Source organism: Paraurantiacibacter namhicola, assembly GCF_001687545.1.
Classification (GTDB): domain Bacteria; phylum Pseudomonadota; class Alphaproteobacteria; order Sphingomonadales; family Sphingomonadaceae; genus Paraurantiacibacter; species Paraurantiacibacter namhicola.
In genome coordinates, this window is the sequence record NZ_CP016545.1 from 1,659,820 (window position 1) to 1,676,182 (window position 16,363).

General features: G+C 64.5%; 16 protein-coding genes. 10 read left to right on the plus strand and 6 right to left on the minus strand.

What is annotated here, in order from left to right; translation table 11 throughout:
- Window positions 1-27: 27 nt before the first annotated feature.
- Entirely contained in the window at window positions 28-738 is a 711-nt protein-coding gene (locus A6F65_RS08125; protein WP_067787624.1) for an NYN domain-containing protein, read from the minus strand.
- Window positions 739-995: 257 nt separating this feature from the next.
- Here A6F65_RS08125 and A6F65_RS08130 point away from each other — a divergent pair, with 257 nt between their 5' ends.
- From A6F65_RS08130 to A6F65_RS08140, 3 genes are read left to right on the plus strand one after another with little or no spacing between them, the layout of a single operon-like run.
- Complete coding sequence (locus A6F65_RS08130) at window positions 996-1,451, plus strand: hypothetical protein (RefSeq protein ID WP_067787626.1); 456 nt, start codon at window positions 996-998, stop codon at window positions 1,449-1,451.
- 41 nt (window positions 1,452-1,492) lie between these two features.
- Window positions 1,493-2,458: a lipoyl synthase gene (gene lipA, locus A6F65_RS08135; RefSeq protein ID WP_067787628.1), complete on the plus strand. Its 966-nt coding sequence runs from the start codon at window positions 1,493-1,495 to the stop codon at window positions 2,456-2,458.
- A complete protein-coding gene (locus A6F65_RS08140) occupies window positions 2,458-2,919 on the plus strand; it encodes a type II toxin-antitoxin system RatA family toxin (RefSeq protein ID WP_067787630.1) in 462 nt (153 codons plus the stop codon). The genes lipA and A6F65_RS08140 overlap by 1 nt, the downstream gene beginning before the upstream one ends.
- On the opposite strand, the gene A6F65_RS08145 is transcribed toward A6F65_RS08140, so the two are convergent.
- From A6F65_RS08145 to A6F65_RS08155, 3 genes are read right to left on the minus strand one after another with little or no spacing between them, the layout of a single operon-like run.
- Window positions 2,880-3,377, minus strand: a complete 498-nt coding sequence (locus A6F65_RS08145) for a CinA family protein (protein WP_205631869.1) — start codon at window positions 3,375-3,377, stop codon at window positions 2,880-2,882. The genes A6F65_RS08140 and A6F65_RS08145 overlap by 40 nt on opposite strands.
- The gene (locus A6F65_RS08150; RefSeq protein WP_067787636.1) at window positions 3,374-3,901 is read right to left on the minus strand and encodes a hypothetical protein; all 528 of its coding nucleotides are present in this window, start codon (window positions 3,899-3,901) and stop codon (window positions 3,374-3,376) included. Before A6F65_RS08150 ends, A6F65_RS08145 begins: the two co-directional genes overlap by 4 nt.
- A gap of 11 nt (window positions 3,902-3,912) precedes the next feature.
- The gene (locus A6F65_RS08155; protein WP_067787639.1) at window positions 3,913-5,067 is read right to left on the minus strand and encodes a bifunctional 2-C-methyl-D-erythritol 4-phosphate cytidylyltransferase/2-C-methyl-D-erythritol 2,4-cyclodiphosphate synthase; all 1,155 of its coding nucleotides are present in this window, start codon (window positions 5,065-5,067) and stop codon (window positions 3,913-3,915) included.
- Window positions 5,068-5,137: 70 nt separating this feature from the next.
- Between A6F65_RS08155 and dusB the strand changes: the two genes are divergently transcribed.
- From dusB to hflX, 7 genes are all read left to right on the plus strand, one after another.
- Window positions 5,138-6,154: a tRNA dihydrouridine synthase DusB gene (gene dusB, locus A6F65_RS08160; protein WP_067787641.1), complete on the plus strand. Its 1,017-nt coding sequence runs from the start codon at window positions 5,138-5,140 to the stop codon at window positions 6,152-6,154.
- Window positions 6,151-7,227, plus strand: coding sequence for a two-component system sensor histidine kinase NtrB (locus A6F65_RS08165; RefSeq protein WP_067787643.1), 1,077 nt, complete (start codon window positions 6,151-6,153; stop codon window positions 7,225-7,227). The genes dusB and A6F65_RS08165 overlap by 4 nt, the downstream gene beginning before the upstream one ends.
- Window positions 7,224-8,639 carry a sigma-54-dependent transcriptional regulator gene (locus tag A6F65_RS08170; protein WP_067787645.1) on the plus strand — a complete coding sequence of 472 codons (1,416 nt, stop codon included), beginning with the start codon at window positions 7,224-7,226 and terminating at the stop codon, window positions 8,637-8,639. Before A6F65_RS08165 ends, A6F65_RS08170 begins: the two co-directional genes overlap by 4 nt.
- A gap of 91 nt (window positions 8,640-8,730) precedes the next feature.
- On the plus strand, window positions 8,731-10,965 hold the full coding sequence (locus A6F65_RS08175; protein ID WP_335645316.1) for a sensor histidine kinase: 2,235 nt from the start codon (window positions 8,731-8,733) through the stop codon (window positions 10,963-10,965).
- Between the two features lie 22 nt (window positions 10,966-10,987).
- Entirely contained in the window at window positions 10,988-12,376 is a 1,389-nt protein-coding gene (gene ntrX / locus A6F65_RS08180; RefSeq protein ID WP_067790328.1) for a nitrogen assimilation response regulator NtrX, read from the plus strand.
- 152 nt (window positions 12,377-12,528) lie between these two features.
- The gene (hfq, locus tag A6F65_RS08185) at window positions 12,529-13,083 is read left to right on the plus strand and encodes an RNA chaperone Hfq (RefSeq protein ID WP_067787647.1); all 555 of its coding nucleotides are present in this window, start codon (window positions 12,529-12,531) and stop codon (window positions 13,081-13,083) included.
- Window positions 13,084-13,112: 29 nt separating this feature from the next.
- The gene (gene hflX, locus A6F65_RS08190) at window positions 13,113-14,414 is read left to right on the plus strand and encodes a GTPase HflX (protein ID WP_083989357.1); all 1,302 of its coding nucleotides are present in this window, start codon (window positions 13,113-13,115) and stop codon (window positions 14,412-14,414) included.
- Between the two features lie 10 nt (window positions 14,415-14,424).
- On the opposite strand, the gene mazG is transcribed toward hflX, so the two are convergent.
- Window positions 14,425-15,174 (minus strand): nucleoside triphosphate pyrophosphohydrolase, encoded by a 750-nt coding sequence (mazG, locus tag A6F65_RS08195; RefSeq protein ID WP_067787649.1) that lies wholly within the window; start codon window positions 15,172-15,174, stop codon window positions 14,425-14,427.
- Window positions 15,171-16,325 (minus strand): acetylornithine deacetylase, encoded by a 1,155-nt coding sequence (gene argE / locus A6F65_RS08200; RefSeq protein WP_067787650.1) that lies wholly within the window; start codon window positions 16,323-16,325, stop codon window positions 15,171-15,173. The genes mazG and argE overlap by 4 nt, the downstream gene beginning before the upstream one ends.
- Window positions 16,326-16,363: the final 38 nt, after the last annotated feature.

Consider the following 16,363-nt stretch of genomic DNA (forward strand, 5'->3'; position numbering starts at 1 on the left):
ACGAGGCCGGGGCGCGATGGTGCCAAATCAGCGCAATCTTTTCACATACATCTGGTTATTGTCTCGCCGGTCGAGCGCGAAATGTCCCTCCGCCGCACGCATCAGCTCGGACAATCGCTTGTAACCATAGTTGCGTACATCGAAGCTGGAACGGTTGCCGGCAATCTGGCCGACTTCCTGCAGTTTGGCCCAGCCTTCGTCGTCACGATGGGCCGCCTTCCACGCGCCGCCCAGCAGTTCGATCAATTCCGGATCGATGGTGTCGTCACTGACGGCGTCGTCCGCTGCGGCATCGGTGCGGATCAGCTTCTCGACATCGATGAAGCGGCTGCATGCCGTGCGGAAAGCCTCGGGCGCCTTCGCTGCGCCGAAGCCATAGACCAGCAGGCCGTCCTGCCGCAGCCGCGTCACCAGCGGGGTAAAATCGCTGTCGCTGCTCATGATGCCGAAGCCATCGACCTTACCGGCGTTCAGCAGGTCGATCGCGTCGATGGTCATCGCCATGTCCGTGGCGTTCTTGCCTTTGGTCAGGTCGAACTGCTGCATCGGCTGCAGGCCGTAGCGGTGGGTAATCTTGTTCCAGTCCGACAGCGCAGGCTTGGCCCAGTTGCCATAGGCGCGGCGGATATTGACCTGCCCCAGCTCGGCCAGGACGGTCAGGACAGGGTCGATCCCGCGATGGCTCGCATTGTCGGCATCGATCAGCAGGGCGATATTGCGCAGTTTTTCCTCGGACATGGCAAAGCGATGCCGCTTGCGGCCGAAAAGGGCAACCGGCGGGCGAGTGACCTTTCCCCAATTTGCGGAAAGCGCAGAGAGGGCTTTTCAATCACGGCCGTTCGCTCAAATCACGTCGCAGACTGAAATTCATCTGTCAGTCACCCCGTGCTCGGCATGCATGGTGGCATAAACAAGACACAAGGGAGAATGTCATGAATTTGGGTCGCACCACACTCGCCTTAGGAATCCTCGTAGCAGTATCAGGCTGCGCTAAGATGCAGTTCGTGAAGGGTCATGGGCTTGCCCCGTCCGAGACGGCGCACATCGTGACACTACCGGCAGGGGCCCTCGCGCAGACCAATTACGGCGATAGTTGCCGCACGCCCTGCTACCTCCCGCTGCTGCGAGATCGCGGCGGAGAGATTACCGTCAGTGCACCCGGTTTCCACACCGAGCGCTTTACCGTCACCAGCAGCGTCTCGGCACAGCAGGTCGCGCAGCGGACGACCAGCATGGCGGTCGAGGCAAGCGACCCGGATCCCGTCGCGCTCGGCCTGACTGCGCTGGCGAACGTCATGGACGGCCGCGGCGGCGTGATGGAACTGGACGAGCGCGATTTCCAGATCGAACTGCGTCCGCTGGCGGAAGGGGAGGAGGACCTGCTTGCCCCCGCAACGCCCCTTACGGGTGAGCGAGTGCCGATCGACCTGTCTGTCGACACCAGCCAGTAAAGGTTGCGGGAGGCCGGAGCGGGGCCTAAGTGGGCCTCGCAATGAACGACCTTTCCTCCCCTCCCGGAACGACCCCTTCAGGCCGCCAGCGCAAGCCGGACTGGATCCGCGTCAAGGCCCCCGTCAGCAAGGGCTATAACGAGACGCGCCAGCTGATGCGCGAGCTGAACCTGAACACCGTGTGCGAGGAAGCGGCCTGCCCGAATATCGGGGAGTGCTGGACCAAGAAGCACGCCACGGTGATGATCCTGGGCGATGTCTGCACGCGCGCATGTGCGTTCTGCAATGTGAAGACCGGCATGCCGCGCATGGTCGACCCGCTGGAGCCGGAACACACGGCAACCGCTGCGGCGAAGCTGGGGTTGGAGCATATCGTCGTGACCAGCGTGGACCGCGACGACCTGCCGGACGGCGGGGCGGGGCAGTTCGTGAAGGTCATCCAGGCCCTGCGCCGCGAGACTCCGGACACGACTATCGAGATCCTGACGCCGGACTTCCGGGGCAAGATGCGCCCAGCGGTCGAGGCAATTTGTGAAGCCGGTCCCGATGTTTACAATCACAACCTCGAAACCGTGCCGCGTCTTTATCCCACCATCCGGCCGGGCGCGCGTTACTACGCTTCGCTGCGCCTGCTGGAAGAAGTGAAGAGCCACAACCCGATGATCTTCACAAAGTCCGGCATCATGCTGGGGCTCGGCGAGCAGCGGCTGGAGGTCCACCAGGTGATGGACGACATGCGCAGCGCGGACATCGATTTCATGACCATGGGCCAGTACCTGCAGCCCACGCCGAAGCACGCCAAGGTCGAGGATTTCATCGAACCGAAGACCTTCAACGCCTATGGCTCCATCGCCCGCGCCAAGGGCTTCCTGCAGGTTGCCAGCAGCCCGCTGACGCGCTCCAGCTATCACGCTGGCGACGATTTTGCCGAAATGCGCACCGCGCGCGAGGCGAAGCTGGCCAAGGCAGCCGCTAAGGTAGCGCCAAAGGCAGACCCAGCCGACTGATGCCGGGAATACAGCAGACGCGCCGCCTGCCTTACAGCGCAGAGCAGATGTTCGACCTTGTCGCCGATGTCGACAAATATCCCGAATTTCTGCCCTGGGTGATCGCCACCCGCGTGAAGAGCAATGACGGCGAGGCGATGGTTGCCGACATGCTGGTGGGCTTCAAGGCGATCCGCGAGAAGTTTACCTCCCGCGTGGAGCTGCACCGGCCCGATGCATTGCGGGTGCAATATGTCGATGGTCCGCTGCGCGATCTCGACAATCGCTGGCAGTTCCGCAACCTGCCGGAGGGAGGGTGCGAGATCGATTTCTGCGTCGACTTCGCGTTCAAGAACCGGATCTTCGAAGCCTTGGCCGGGCAGTATTTCGACCGCGCCTTCCGCAAGATGGTCGCTGCCTTCGAAGCGCGCGCGGACGAGCTTTACGGCAGCAGCAATTCCAGCGCGCAAAGCGTAGCCTGACGGCGCACGCCCGCGCGGTCTTCACCCTCGAAGAAGCGTTCCTCCGCCGTCGGTTCCGGCTCGCCCCGGATAGCACGCGCGAAAACCACGGTGCCCACCGGCTTCTGCTCCGTTCCGCCGCCGGGCCCGGCAATGCCGCTGATGGCGACGGCAACATCCGCATCGCTGCGTTCCAGCGCGCCGCGGGCCATTTCATAGACGCAGGCCACGGAGACTGCGCCCAACGCCTCGATCACCTCGCCGGAGACGCCGAGCAGTTCCTGCTTCGCCCCGTTGCTGTAGGTCACGAAACCGCGATCCAGCACCTCGGACGAGCCGGGCACGGCGGTCAACGCCGCCGTCACCAGGCCGCCCGTGCAGCTTTCCGCCAGCACGACCTTGCGGCCTGCGGCGGCATTCTGCGCAACGACCTTTTCAGCCAGCTGCGCGAGTTCCTGCGGGAGGAGGCTGGGTATCATGTCTCGCTGCAGAAAAGGTCTTCGTCCGGCACCGCAACCGTCAAGACTGCGCCGATGATCCCGCCAAACTCGGTCGGCTCCAGAGGGCCAAACGCTGCAACGACCTTGTCGATTGATCCGCAGTCCTCCGGCTTGATCTCGGTGGACAGTTCCTGGACGATCAGCGCGTCGATCATCGGGCGGACTGCCTCTTCCGGCAATTGTTGGAAGATGGCCATGTCATCCGCGGAACCGTCGCCCTCGCTTGCCATCAGCTTCGTCGCAGCAGACAGGGCGAGCGGCCAGTAATCCGGGCGAACCGCGTCATACCGCGCCTTCATCGGACCCAGCTCGGAAAGCAGGAAGCTGTCGGCGGGCAGGGCATCGCGGCAGGCATAGGCGGCAGCGTCCATCGCGGCCGGAGCTGCGTAAATCGCCATGGCGTTCACTTCCGCTTCCGTCATGCATTCCTGCGCGGCAACCACCTGCGGGGCGATGGCAACGGCCATGGCGGTAAGTGCGGAAGTCAGCTTGCGTGCGTTCATTGTCGGTCTCCTCAAATCGGTAAGAGCATCGCGACGGCTTGCGCGGCAATACCCTCGCGCCGTCCGGCAAAACCCAGTCGCTCGGTTGTCGTGGCCTTCAGATTGACCTGCGATGTATCGACGCCGAGCAAATCGGCAAGTTTCGCCTGCATCGCGTCCCTGTGCGGGCCGATCTTCGGCGCCTCGCAGATCAGCGTCAGGTCCACATTGCCGACGCGGTAGCCGGCCTGTGCGGCCAGGCTGACGGCATGCTCCACGAACCTGTCCGACGAGGCGCCGCGCCATTGCGGATCGCTGGGCGGGAAGTGCTGCCCGATGTCGCCGCGCCCTGCTGCGCCCAGTACGGCATCGACAACGGCATGCAGTCCGACATCTGCATCGCTGTGGCCAGCCAGGCCATGCGTATGCTCGATCCTGAGCCCGCAGAGCCAGAGCTCTTCCCCGGCAGCAAGGCGGTGGACGTCATATCCCATTCCGATGCGGGGAGCGGGCAGCGCAACTTTTGCTTGTTCAGGCGCGAAGTCGGCGGCGAAGGTCAGCTTGTGCAGGCGCTCGTCCCCATCGACCAAAGCAATGGTGTGCCCGGCCGCGCGAAGCACCTGGGCATCGTCGCCTGCATCGGGTTCGCCCTGCCATGCGCGGTGCGCCTGCAGGATATCGGAGAAGCGGAAGGCTTGCGGGGTCTGGACGCGGCGCAGGATGTCCCGATCGGCAGGTGCGCCCATCACGGAGCCGGATGCCTCGACCATGCTATCGACCACCGGCAGCACCGGGATCGCGCCGCTTTCTTCATCCAGCGCTTCCAGCAATCGGTTTATGACCGAAGCGGGCAGGTCAGGCCGGGCCGCATCATGGATCAGAACCATGCCCGGCTTATGATCTGTCAGCGCCTCTAGCCCTGCGAGCACCGATGCCTGCCGCGTCGCGCCGCCAGTCACCAGGTGGATATCCGTCAGTCCTTCAAGCGCGCGCAGCGTCAGCGCGTCGCCATTTTCGGGTATGACCACCACCACCGGCGCAGCACCGGCATCGAGCAACGCCTCGACGGAATAACGCAGCACCGGCTTGCCGCGCCAGGGCGCGAATTGCTTGGGAACGGCCTGCCCCGCACGGATGCCGCTGCCAGCGGCGACCACGATGGCGGCAAAGGATTGTCCGGTCGGCATGGCAGCGGCGCTAGCGGCTTGCGGCCCCCCTCGCAATCCACTATGCGCTGCCCATATTTTAGGCAATTCCATGACAGTCCTTCCCAAGCCTCCTGCACTCGATGCCATCAAGGTCGGCGATGTCAGCATCCCCGAGCCGGTCGTGCTCGCGCCCATGACGGGCGTGACCGACTTGCCGTTTCGCACGCTGGTGCGCCGCTTCGGTTCCGGCCTCAACGTGACCGAGATGATCGCCAGCGAAGCCGCAATCCGCGAGACGCGCCAGAGCATCCAGAAGGCTGAGTGGGACGCGACGGAAGAGCCGGTCTCCATGCAGCTTGTCGGCTGCGATCCTGCCAGCATGGCGGAGGCAGCCAAGATGCAGGAGCAGAACGGCGCGGCCATCATCGACATCAATTTCGGCTGCCCGGTGCGCAAGGTCGTGGGCCAGTACGCCGGATCCGCCCTGATGCGCGAAGTGCCACTGGCGGTGAAATTGATGGAAGCGACCGTGAAGGCCGTAAAAGTGCCAGTCACGGTCAAGATGCGCATGGGATGGGACCATGCCAGCCTGAATGCGCCCGAACTCTCCCGCATCGCGGAAGACCTGGGTGTGAAGATGATTACCGTCCACGGCCGCACGCGCAACCAGATGTATCGCGGCAGCGCCGACTGGTCCTTCATCCGCAAGGTAAAGGACGCGGTGTCCATCCCGGTCATCGTGAATGGCGACATCTGCAGCATCCCCGACGCGGCAAAAGCGCTGGAGCAATCCGGGGCCGATGGCCTGATGATCGGGCGCGGTGCCTATGGCCGCCCTTGGCTGCTGGCGCAGGTGATGCACTGGCTTAAGACTGGCGAGAAACTCGAAAGCCCGAGCTTCGACAAGCAGTACGAGACGCTCGTCGAGCACTACCAGCGCATGATGGACCATTATGGCGAGCACGTGGGCGTTCGCATAGCGCGCAAGCATATCGGTTGGTATACCAAGGGCATGCACGGCTCGGCCGAGTTCCGGAACAAGGCCAATACGATGGATGACGCCAAGCAGGTGCTGGGCGAAATCGAGCGGTTCTACGAGCCTTTCCTGCGACGCCGCGCCGCGTGAGCGAGCCTGCCGCCGCGTCCTTGCCCGATGCGCGGGAGCAGCTGGCATCGCTCGCCTTCGCCCTCGTGCTGCTCGATCCACACGGGCAGGTTGCGGATGCCAACCCTGCCGCCGAAAGCATGCTGGGCCGTTCGGTCAAACGCATGGCGGGTCAGCCCTTCGAAGCATTCGTCAGCTTTGCCGATCCGTCCATCCTGTCACGCCTGAAAGCCTCCGGCGCTAGCCTGGTCGCGCGCGGTATCGCAGCGACGGTGGGTTCGCGGGAGATGGTTGTAAACGCCAGCATTGCGCCCGTCGCCCGGCATGATGGCTGGCACGTCCTGACGTTGTCGGATGCAGGGCAGGGCGAAAGCCTCGCCAGCGGTCTTAACGCCTCGCGCATGCGCGGGCAGGCCATCCTAGCGCATGAGATAAAGACCCCGCTCTCGGCCATCCGGGGCGCCGCGCAATTGCTGGCGCGCAAGGTGCCGGAGGAGGCGCGGCACCTGTCGGACCTGGTTGCGGACGAGGTCGACCGCATCGTGCAGCTGACGGACCGCATGCAGCGCCTGGGGCGGGAGCAGGCCGAGCCGGTCGCGCCGCTCAATCTCCACGCCGCGATCCGCCGCGCCAGCGAAACGGTCCGGGCGGGCTCGCCGGCACCCATCGAGATCTGCGAGGAGTTCGACCCCTCGCTGCCTCCGGTGCTCGCCAATGAAGGCGCGCTGGTGCAGGTGCTTATCAACCTCCTCACCAATGCGCGTGACGCGATGGAAGAGGTTGCGGCACCAACCCTGACCGTGCGAACGCGTTTCTCCAGCGGCCTGCTGCTGAACGTCAAGCGCGCGGGCCGCCCCCTGAAGCTGCCGATAGAGGTGCAGGTCACCGACAACGGCCCGGGCATCGACAGCGCGATCCGCGACGAGATCTTTGAGCCCTTCGTGACAAGCAAGGCCAAGGGGCAGGGCCTTGGCCTCGCCCTCGTTCAGAAGCTGGTGCGCGACATGAATGGCCGCATCACCCATTCGCGCGACGAGGCATCCGGCCTGACGCACTTCCGCATTCACCTGCCAATGGCGAGCGACCAAGAATGACCGATCCCAAGCGCATCCTGCTGGTCGAAGACGATCGCTCCATCGCGACCGTTATAGCGGCCGCCCTGCAGGACGAGGGCTTTGCCGTGTCGCATTGCAGCAGCATTGCAGAGCGTGATGCGGCGCTGTCCGGCGGCAGCTTCAACGTCATGCTGACCGATGTGCGCCTCGGCGACGGGGACGGTATCGAAAGCCTTGCCGGCGTGCAGGACACGCATCCGGCCATGCCCATCATCGTCCTGTCGGCCCAGAACACGCTGGACACTGCCGTCCGGGCAACGGGCAGCGGCGCCTTCGAGTATTTCCCCAAGCCCTTCGACCTCGACGAGCTGGTCGCGGCCGTCCGGCAGGCTGCCGAACGGGCAGGGCCGGACGATGGCGAGGGCGCGTTGCCGAACCAGGGCCTGCCGCTGATCGGCCGAAGCCCGCCGATGCAGGACGTCTACCGGATGATCACCCGGGTCCTGCAGAACGACTTGTCGGTGCTGGTGCTGGGTGAGAGCGGGACCGGCAAGGAGCTTGTGGCCGAGGCCATCCACCAGCTGGGCCACCGCAAGACCGGGCCCTTCGTGGCGCTCAACACGGCGGCCATCCCGCGCGATTTGGTGGAAAGCGAGCTGTTCGGCCACGAAAAGGGGGCTTTCACCGGCGCGGTGACGCGCAACATCGGCAAGTTCGAGCTGGCAAGGGGCGGCACTCTGTTCCTGGACGAAATCGGGGACATGCCGCCAGACGCGCAGACGCGGCTGCTGCGCGCGCTCCAGACCGGCCGGATCCGGCGCGTCGGCGGACAGGAAGAAATCCGCATCGATTGCCGCATCATTGCTGCCACCAACCGCGACCTATCTCCCATGATCGCCGACGGGCGGTTTCGCGAGGACCTGTATTACCGCATCAATGTGGTGCCGATCCGGCTTCCGGCCTTGCGGGACAGGCGGGAGGATATCCCGGACCTTGCGCGGCATTTCCTGCAGGAAGCCGAAGCCGAGGGCCTGCCGCGCCGCTACCTTCCGGATGACGGAGCGGAGCGACTGAGCGCCCATCGCTGGCCCGGGAACGTGCGGGAACTGCGCAACTTCATGCTGCGCGCCGCATTGCTGGCGCGGGAGGACAATCTGGGCGCGTCGGTCATCGCCCCGATCCTGCAGGAAACGACCGCCTCGCTGGGCCGGCAGGATGATACGGGCGACGGTTTCGAAGCCGCCGTCGAAGCATTCCTGTCCTCGCGCGATTTTGCTGAGGGCGAAATCTATCACGCCGCGCTGGCTGCGATGGAAAAACCGCTGATCAGTCGCATACTGTCGCAGACGCACGGCAACCAGCTGAAGGCGGCGAGGCTTTTGGGCATCAATCGTAATACTTTGCGAAAGAAACTGACCGACCTCGGGATCGATCTCGACCGGTTTTCCTGATGCCGAGGCGAGGCAGGACCGCGCCTGACTGATGCAAAGCTGCAACATTTGACTTGCCAGCGGGCAGTCGCAGTGTTGTAAGCGTGCAACTGTGCAGACCGACACGCTCCCAGACACTATGCCTGTAACCAGCGGGCGTTCGACGCCGCGATGGCAGCGCAGGCTGGCGCTGGGTGCGCGCAAGTTCAACCTGTTCCTGTGGCTGGAGATCCTGTGCGCCGTCACGCTCGTGGTGATGGTTGGCGCGACTTACATCGCCCTGTCTGCCTCCGGCGCAAATGCGCTCGTTCCGTCAACGCAGGCCGCTTTTCTGCTGGTGGGCACGCTCATCCCGGCATTGGGCCTCATCATCCTGTTCGGCAGGCGCATGGCCATTCGCCGGTCCGGCGGCAGCCGGGGCAGGCTGCATGTGCGCCTCGTCTTCTTCTTCTCGCTGGTCGCGGCCGTCCCGACCTTGCTGGTGGCGGTGTTTGCCAGTTTCCTGTTTCAGTCCGGGGTGGAGTTCTGGTTCTCCGACAATTCGCGTGGCCTGTTCGAGAATGCGAACGAGCTGGCGCGCGGCTATTACGACCAGAATCAGCGCGAGGTGGCGGACGAGACGCTGGTGATGGCGGGCGACCTGCGCTTCATCCTGCAGCAGGAAGAGGTCACCAGTCCCGATTTCGCAGAGAACTATTCCCTCCAGGTCCTCTACCGGAAGCTGAATGCCAGCGCGATCCTGCAGCGCATGCCCGACGGTTCGCTGCGCGTGGCCGCAATCGTGGACCCGGACGAGGCAGTGACGGGCCAGCGCGTTTCCTCTGACACGATTGACCGCCTTCGCGCAGGCGAGGACGTGGTCGTTCTGGCCGAGGAAAACCGCATCGAGGCAATCACGGCCATCGACCGGGATGCCGGCATCTATCTTTACAACGCCCGCAGCGCGGACGCGCCCATCCTGTCGGAATGGCGGCGAGCGCAAGGCGTGACCGAGGCGTACCAGGCCCTGACCCGCAATGCGCGCATCCTGCAGTTGCGGTTCAACCTGGCGCTGTTCTTCGTCTCGCTTGCGCTGGTCGGGCTGGCCGTCTGGTTCGCGCTTCGCTTTGCCGACCGGCAGGTCCGCCCGCTGACCGAGCTTGCCGCCGCCGCGCGCAGGGTTGGGCGGGGCCATTATTCCCTGCGCGTCGCCGGGCGAAAGGGCACGGACGAAGTTGGCCTGCTCAACCGCGCCTTCGACCGCATGACAGGCCAGATCGAGCGGCAGACCGCCGACCTCCTCGGCGCAAACAAGCAGCTTGGCGAGCGCCGCCAGTTCATCGAAGCCGTGCTGGAATCCATCACCGCCGGTATCGTTTCGCTGGGGATGGACGGGCGCGTGCTGCTCATCAACAGCTCCGCCAAGGCGTTGCTCGCCAGCGACAAGGGCCGATCACCGATCGGCCGCAAGTTCGCCAAGATCGCGCCGGAAATCGCTGCGATGATCGAGGATGGGAAGAAGGAGGGGATCGTCCACTTCAACCGCGAAGGGGAGCTGCTGACACTGGCCGTGAAGGTCTCCGGCGCCAGCGATGGCAGCGTCATCACCTTCGAGGACATCACCCGGCAGCTGGTCGACCAGCGGCAGGCTGCATGGTCCGATGTGGCCCGCCGGATCGCGCACGAAATCAAGAACCCGCTCACGCCCATCCAGCTGGCGACGGAGCGCCTCAATCGCCGTTATCGCAAGCAGATCGCCAAGGATGGCGAGCTGTTCGATGAATTGACCGGCACCATCATCCGTCAGGTTGGCGATTTGCGCACCATGGTGGACGAGTTTTCCAGCTTTGCCCGCCTGCCGAAGCCGGTTTTCCGCCAGGAAGACCCGGTGGACCTCGTGCGCCAGGCGCTCTTCCTGCAGGAAGTCGGCCAGCCCAACATCGGCTTCAACCTCGATGTGGATGGAGAGATTGGACCGATCCAGGCGGACCGCCACCAGGTGGGGCAGGCCATGACGAATGTGCTCAAAAACGCGTCCGAAGCGCTCGACGCCCGCATGAAGGATGCCGAGCCGGACTTCCGTCCGCGCATCGATGTGTCGGTTCGCGGTGACGCGCAGACCGTGACCGTGGCGGTGCGCGACAACGGCATCGGATTGCCCGGTCAACAGGCAGAGCGCCTTCTGGAACCCTATGTGACCACGCGCGAGAAGGGGACCGGTCTCGGCCTCGCGATCGTGAAGAAGATAGTCGAGGAACACGGCGGCGAAATGGCGTTTCGTCCGCTCGATGAAGGCGGCGCCGAGGTGCGTCTGACCTTCGCCCGCAACCCCGTGGAGCATGCGCTGGAAGGCGAGGCTTCACGATGATCGCAAACTGGAGAATAGTCTGATGGCACTCGATATCCTGGTCGTGGATGACGAGCGCGACATTCGTGAACTCGTCGCCGGCGTGCTGGAAGACGAAGGTTACGAATGCCGGACCGCTGGGACCGCGAAGGACGCGCTGTCCATGGTCGATGAGAAGCGGCCCAGCCTGGTGCTGCTGGACGTGTGGCTGCACGGGTCGGACATGGACGGGCTTGAAGTGCTGGACGCCATCAAGACGCGCGAACCCGCGCTGCCGGTGGTGATCTTCAGCGGACATGGCAATATCGACACGGCCGTATCCGCGGTGAGCCGCGGCGCGATGGATTTCATCGAAAAGCCGTTCGAAGCGGAGCGGCTGCTGCATCTGGTCGCCCGTGCCACGGAGACAGAGCGCCTGCGCCGCGAGAACGCGCAGCTGCGTGAAGGCTTCGTGCGCAGCGACGAGTTCACGGGCAATTCTGCCGCCATCAACAATGTTCGCGCCACCCTGAAACGCGTCGCCAGCACCGGTAGCCGCGTGCTGATCTCCGGTCCCGCCGGTGCGGGCAAGGAAGTCGCGGCGCGGCTGCTTCACGCCTGGAGCCCGCGCGCCGAGAAGGCCTTCGTCACCGTCAACTCCGCCCGCGTAACTGCCGAGCGGTTCGAGCAGGAGCTGTTCGGCGAGGAAGCGGACGGCAAGCTCGTGCGGCAAGGCCTTTTGGAAATGGCCGACGGCGGAACGCTGTTCCTGGACGAAGTGGCCGACATGCCGGAAAGCACGCAGGCGCGGATCCTGCGCGTGCTGACGGACCAGAGCTTCGTTCGTGCAGGTGGTAACCGGCAGATCGCGGTGGATGTGCGCGTAGTCTCCTCCACCTCGCGCGATCTCGAAAAGGAGATCGAGGAGAAGCGTTTCCGCGAAGACCTGTTCTACCGGCTCAATGTCGTTCCGGTGGAAATCCCGTCGCTTTCAGAACGGCGCGACGATATTCCCTCGCTCGCCGAGCATTTCTTCACGCGCTATGCCAGCGAACAGGGGATGGCGCCCCCGAAGGTGAGCTCCGAGGCACTCGCCGCGCTGCAGGCCTATGACTGGCCCGGCAACGTGCGCCAGCTGCGCAATGTGATCGAGCGCACCATCATCCTCACCCCGCGCGAGGACCTGTCCGAGATCCAGCCCGATATGCTGCCCGAGGAAATCTCCGGCGGTAATGCCGATGGCGGCTCCGCCATGACCTCACTCATGGGCGTGCCACTGCGTGAGGCACGCGAGACCTTCGAGCGGGAATATCTGACCATACAGATTCGCCGTTTTTCGGGTAACATCTCCAAGACCGCCGGCTTCATCGGGATGGAGCGTTCGGCGCTCCACCGTAAGCTGAAGATCCTTGGGATGGCGGACCGGAACGGGGCGGCCGGAAAGAAAGACTAAAGGCGCGGAAAACGTTTTCACGCGCAGCGTGCTTGCACCGGCGTGCAGGCCCCCTACCTTGGCGGTGAAATCGGCTGTCATCGGACTGTCATGTCCGCCAGCCAGGATGTGCCGGGCCTGTTTCCGGTGCCAATAAGAAGAAGGATAAAGCCGTGACCAAGGGTACCCTGTCCGCCCGTCCCAAGCCCGAAGCGGAGCCTGCCGCCGACATCGCGCCGCGCGCGCCCGACGGCAATTTGCAGGACGTTTTCCTCAATTACCTGCGCCGCGAGAAGATGCCCGTCACCATGTTCCTGGTGAAGGGCGTGAAGCTGCAGGGCATCGTGACCTGGTTCGACAATTTCTCCGTGCTGCTGCGCCGCGATGGCCAGTCCCAGCTCGTCTACAAGCACGCCATCAGCACCATCATGCCGGGGCAGCCCGTCGATGCCGCACAGTTTTCCGCCGCCACCGGCAAGCGCGGCAAGAAGCGGCAGCTTCAGGATGTCTTCCTGACGCGTGTGCTGGAAGCGTCCGTGCAGGTGACGATGTTCCTGGTCAACGGCGTGATGCTCCAGGGCCGCATCGCCAGCTTCGACCAGTTCTGCACTCTGCTGGAGCGCGATGGATACGTGCAGCTGGCCTACAAGCACGCGGTCTCCACCATCCAGCCTGACGAGCATGTGGACCTGACCGACGATGCCGACAGTGAAGGCGATTTCTCCTGATAGTCGATAATGACGATATTGCCGGCGAAGTGACGCGCGGCGCGCGTGCGCTCGTCGTGTGCCCGGACATTCGCGGCCAGCGCGTTGGCGAGGACATGGACGCGCGGCTCGAAGAGGCACGCGGCCTCGCGCTCGCTATCGGGCTGGAGATTGCCGAAAGCTTCATCGTGCCGGTGCGCGAGGTAAAGCCAAACACGCTGTTCGGGTCCGGCCAGGTCGAGAATATCGGCATCGCCTGCGAACAGGCGGAGGCGGAGCTCGTCATCGTGGACGGCGCGCTGTCCCCGATTCAGCAACGCAACCTCGAAGACCGGCTGAAGCGCAAGGTCATCGACCGCACTGGCCTGATCCTCGAGATCTTCGGCGAACGTGCCGCGACGGCAGAAGGCCGCCTGCAGGTGGAACTGGCGCATCTCGATTACCAGCAGAGCCGCCTTGTGCGCAGCTGGACCCACCTTGAGCGGCAGCGCGGCGGCTTCGGCTTCCTTGGCGGCCCGGGCGAGACCCAGATCGAGGCCGACCGCCGCATGATCCGCGAGCGCATGGGCAAGCTGCGGCGCGAACTGGAACAGGTGCGCAAGACGCGCGAATTGCACCGCAAGCGGCGGGGCAGGGCGCCCTGGCCGGTCATCGCGCTGGTCGGTTACACCAATGCCGGCAAGTCGACGCTTTTCAACCGCATGACCGGTGCCGAGGTGATGGCGGAAGACCTGCTCTTCGCCACGCTAGATCCCACGATGCGGGCGATCGAGTTACCGGGCATCGAGAAGGCGATCCTGTCCGACACAGTGGGCTTCATCTCCGACCTGCCGACGCAGCTGGTCGCCGCCTTCCGCGCCACGCTGGAAGAGGTGATGGCGGCCGATATCATTCTGCATGTGCGCGACATCGCCAATCCCGACAGCGCGGCGCAGAAGCGCGAGGTGCTGTCCGTCCTCGCTGACCTCGACGTGATCGATGCCGAGGATGGCGGCAGCGAAATCCCGATCATCGAGGTCTGGAACAAGCTGGATCTGCTGGATGACGAGCGCCGAGAGGCATTGGCCGAGCTGGTGGCGGAAGACGATGACATCGTCGCAATTTCGGCCATCACGGGCGAGGGCACCGATGATTTGCAGCGCCGCGTGAACGACATCCTGAACCGCGGATCGCGGGTGCACGAATTCGTCATACCGCCGCGCGAGGGCGAGAAGATCGCCTGGCTCCACGCGCATGGCGAAGTGCTGGAAGAGGCGCAGTTCGACACCGGCGACGGCCCCGCCCAGCGCATGGTCGTGCGCCTGAGCGAAAAGGAGTTCGGGCGCTTCGCCACGCTGGGCGAAAAGGCTTGAGCGGAAGGGCTTAGAGGCCGTCCTTCTTCACCGCCTGCCACAGGCTTTCTTGCGCATCGATGTCGAGGCTGGCGAAGTCCTCGGCCTTGGCTTCCATGGCCCGGTAGCGTGCTTCGAACTTGTCATTCGCACGGCGCAGGGCTGCCTCCGGGGCGATACCATAGGCGCGGACCAGGTTGACGGCCGCGAACAGCAAATCTCCCGCCTCTTCCTCGCGGCTTGCATCGCCGGCTTCTGCCAGTTCCTGCATCTCTTCCGTGACCTTGGCGGCGGGCCCTTCGCGGTCCGGCCAGTCGAAGCCGTCGCGCGCCGCGCGCTTCTGCAGTTTTTCGGCGCGAAGCAGGGCGGGGAGGGCGCGGGCGACGCCGTCCATCGCGCTCTGCTGTCCGGACTGTGCGCGCTCGGCAGCCTTCAGGTCTTCCCAGCGCGCCTCGCCCATCGTGCCGCCTTCGGATCCGAAGATGTGCGGATGCCGGGCTTCCATCTTCTCGGAGATGGCGCGGGCCACGTCGGCGAAGGAGAATGCGCCCATTTCCTCCGCCATGCGAGCGTGGAAAACCACTTGCAGCAGCAGGTCGCCAAGTTCGCCCTTCAGGTCCTGTAAGTCGCTGCGCTCGATGGCGTCGGCAACTTCGTACGCCTCCTCGATGGTGTAGGGCGCGATGCTGGCGAAATCCTGCGCCACGTCCCACTCGCAGCCGGTTTCGGGGTCACGAAGGCGGGCCATGATGGCCAGCAGGCGGTCCATTTCGGCGGTCATCGTGCAAGCTCCTCGGCCAGCCTCACCATGAAGGCATTGCCCGCCTCCATCTGGTCTAGCGCGATCCATTCGTCTGGCTGGTGGGCCTGCTCTATGGAGCCGGGGCCGCATATGACTGTCGGGAAACCTGCCTCGCAGAACTGGCCAGCCTCGGCCGCGAAGGAAACCTTGCTGGCCGGCCCGTTCTCACCCGTCAGACTGCGAACGAATGCCGCTGCATCGCCATTGCCATCGGGGGTGAGGGGAGGGGCCGAGCTGCGTTTCGAAACGGCGATGTCGGTGGCAGGAAACGCGCTGCGAATGTCCGCCCGGAGTGTATCGCAAAGCGCGAAGAAGGGCTGCAGGATCGTGGCGGGATCATCGCCAGGCAGGCAGCGCAGGTCGAAGGTGAAATCGGCGGATCCGGCAAGGATGTTGGCAGCCGTGCCGCCGTGCATCATGCCGATCGTCAGCGTCGAGTAGGGCGGCGAGAACTCGCAATTGGCGCGCGGGTTTGCGGCCAGATCGCGTGCAATCTCCCGCAGCTTGGCCATCAGTTCGATGGCAATGTGGTTTGCAGAAACTCCGATCTGCGGCAGCGAAGAGTGCGCCGCGTGCCCGCGAATGCTGACTTCATGGACCGTGATGCCCTTGTGGCCATCGATCACGCGCATCAGGCTCGGCTCACCGATGATGGCGGCGCGCGGGGTCGGGATCGTCTCCGCCATGCGGGCAATCATGTCCGGAGCGCCCTTGCAGCCGATTTCCTCGTCATAGCTGATGGCAAGGTGCACCGGGCGTTTCCCCGCTGCGAATGCTGGCACATGAGCCAGCGCCAGCGCTATGAAGCCTTTCATGTCGCAGGTTCCGCGGCCGTAAAGGCGGCCATCGCGCGGTGTTAGCGTCCAGGGATCGCTGCTCCAGTCCTGGCCATCGACCGGAACGACATCGCTATGGCCGGACAGGATGACGCCGCCTTCGACCGCGGGCCCGAGTGACGCGAACAAATTGGCCTTGGTCCCGTCAGCATTGGCAACGCGCTCACTGGCTACATCATGGCCGCGCAGGTAATCCTCGACCCATTCGACCAGCTGCAGATTGCTGAGGCGCGATGTCGTGTCGAAGCCGACGAGGCGTTCGAGGATGTCGATGGCTTTTGCAGTGTCGGTCACGCGCGCTGAGTAGGGCACGGCTGCGGGCAAGCCAAGAC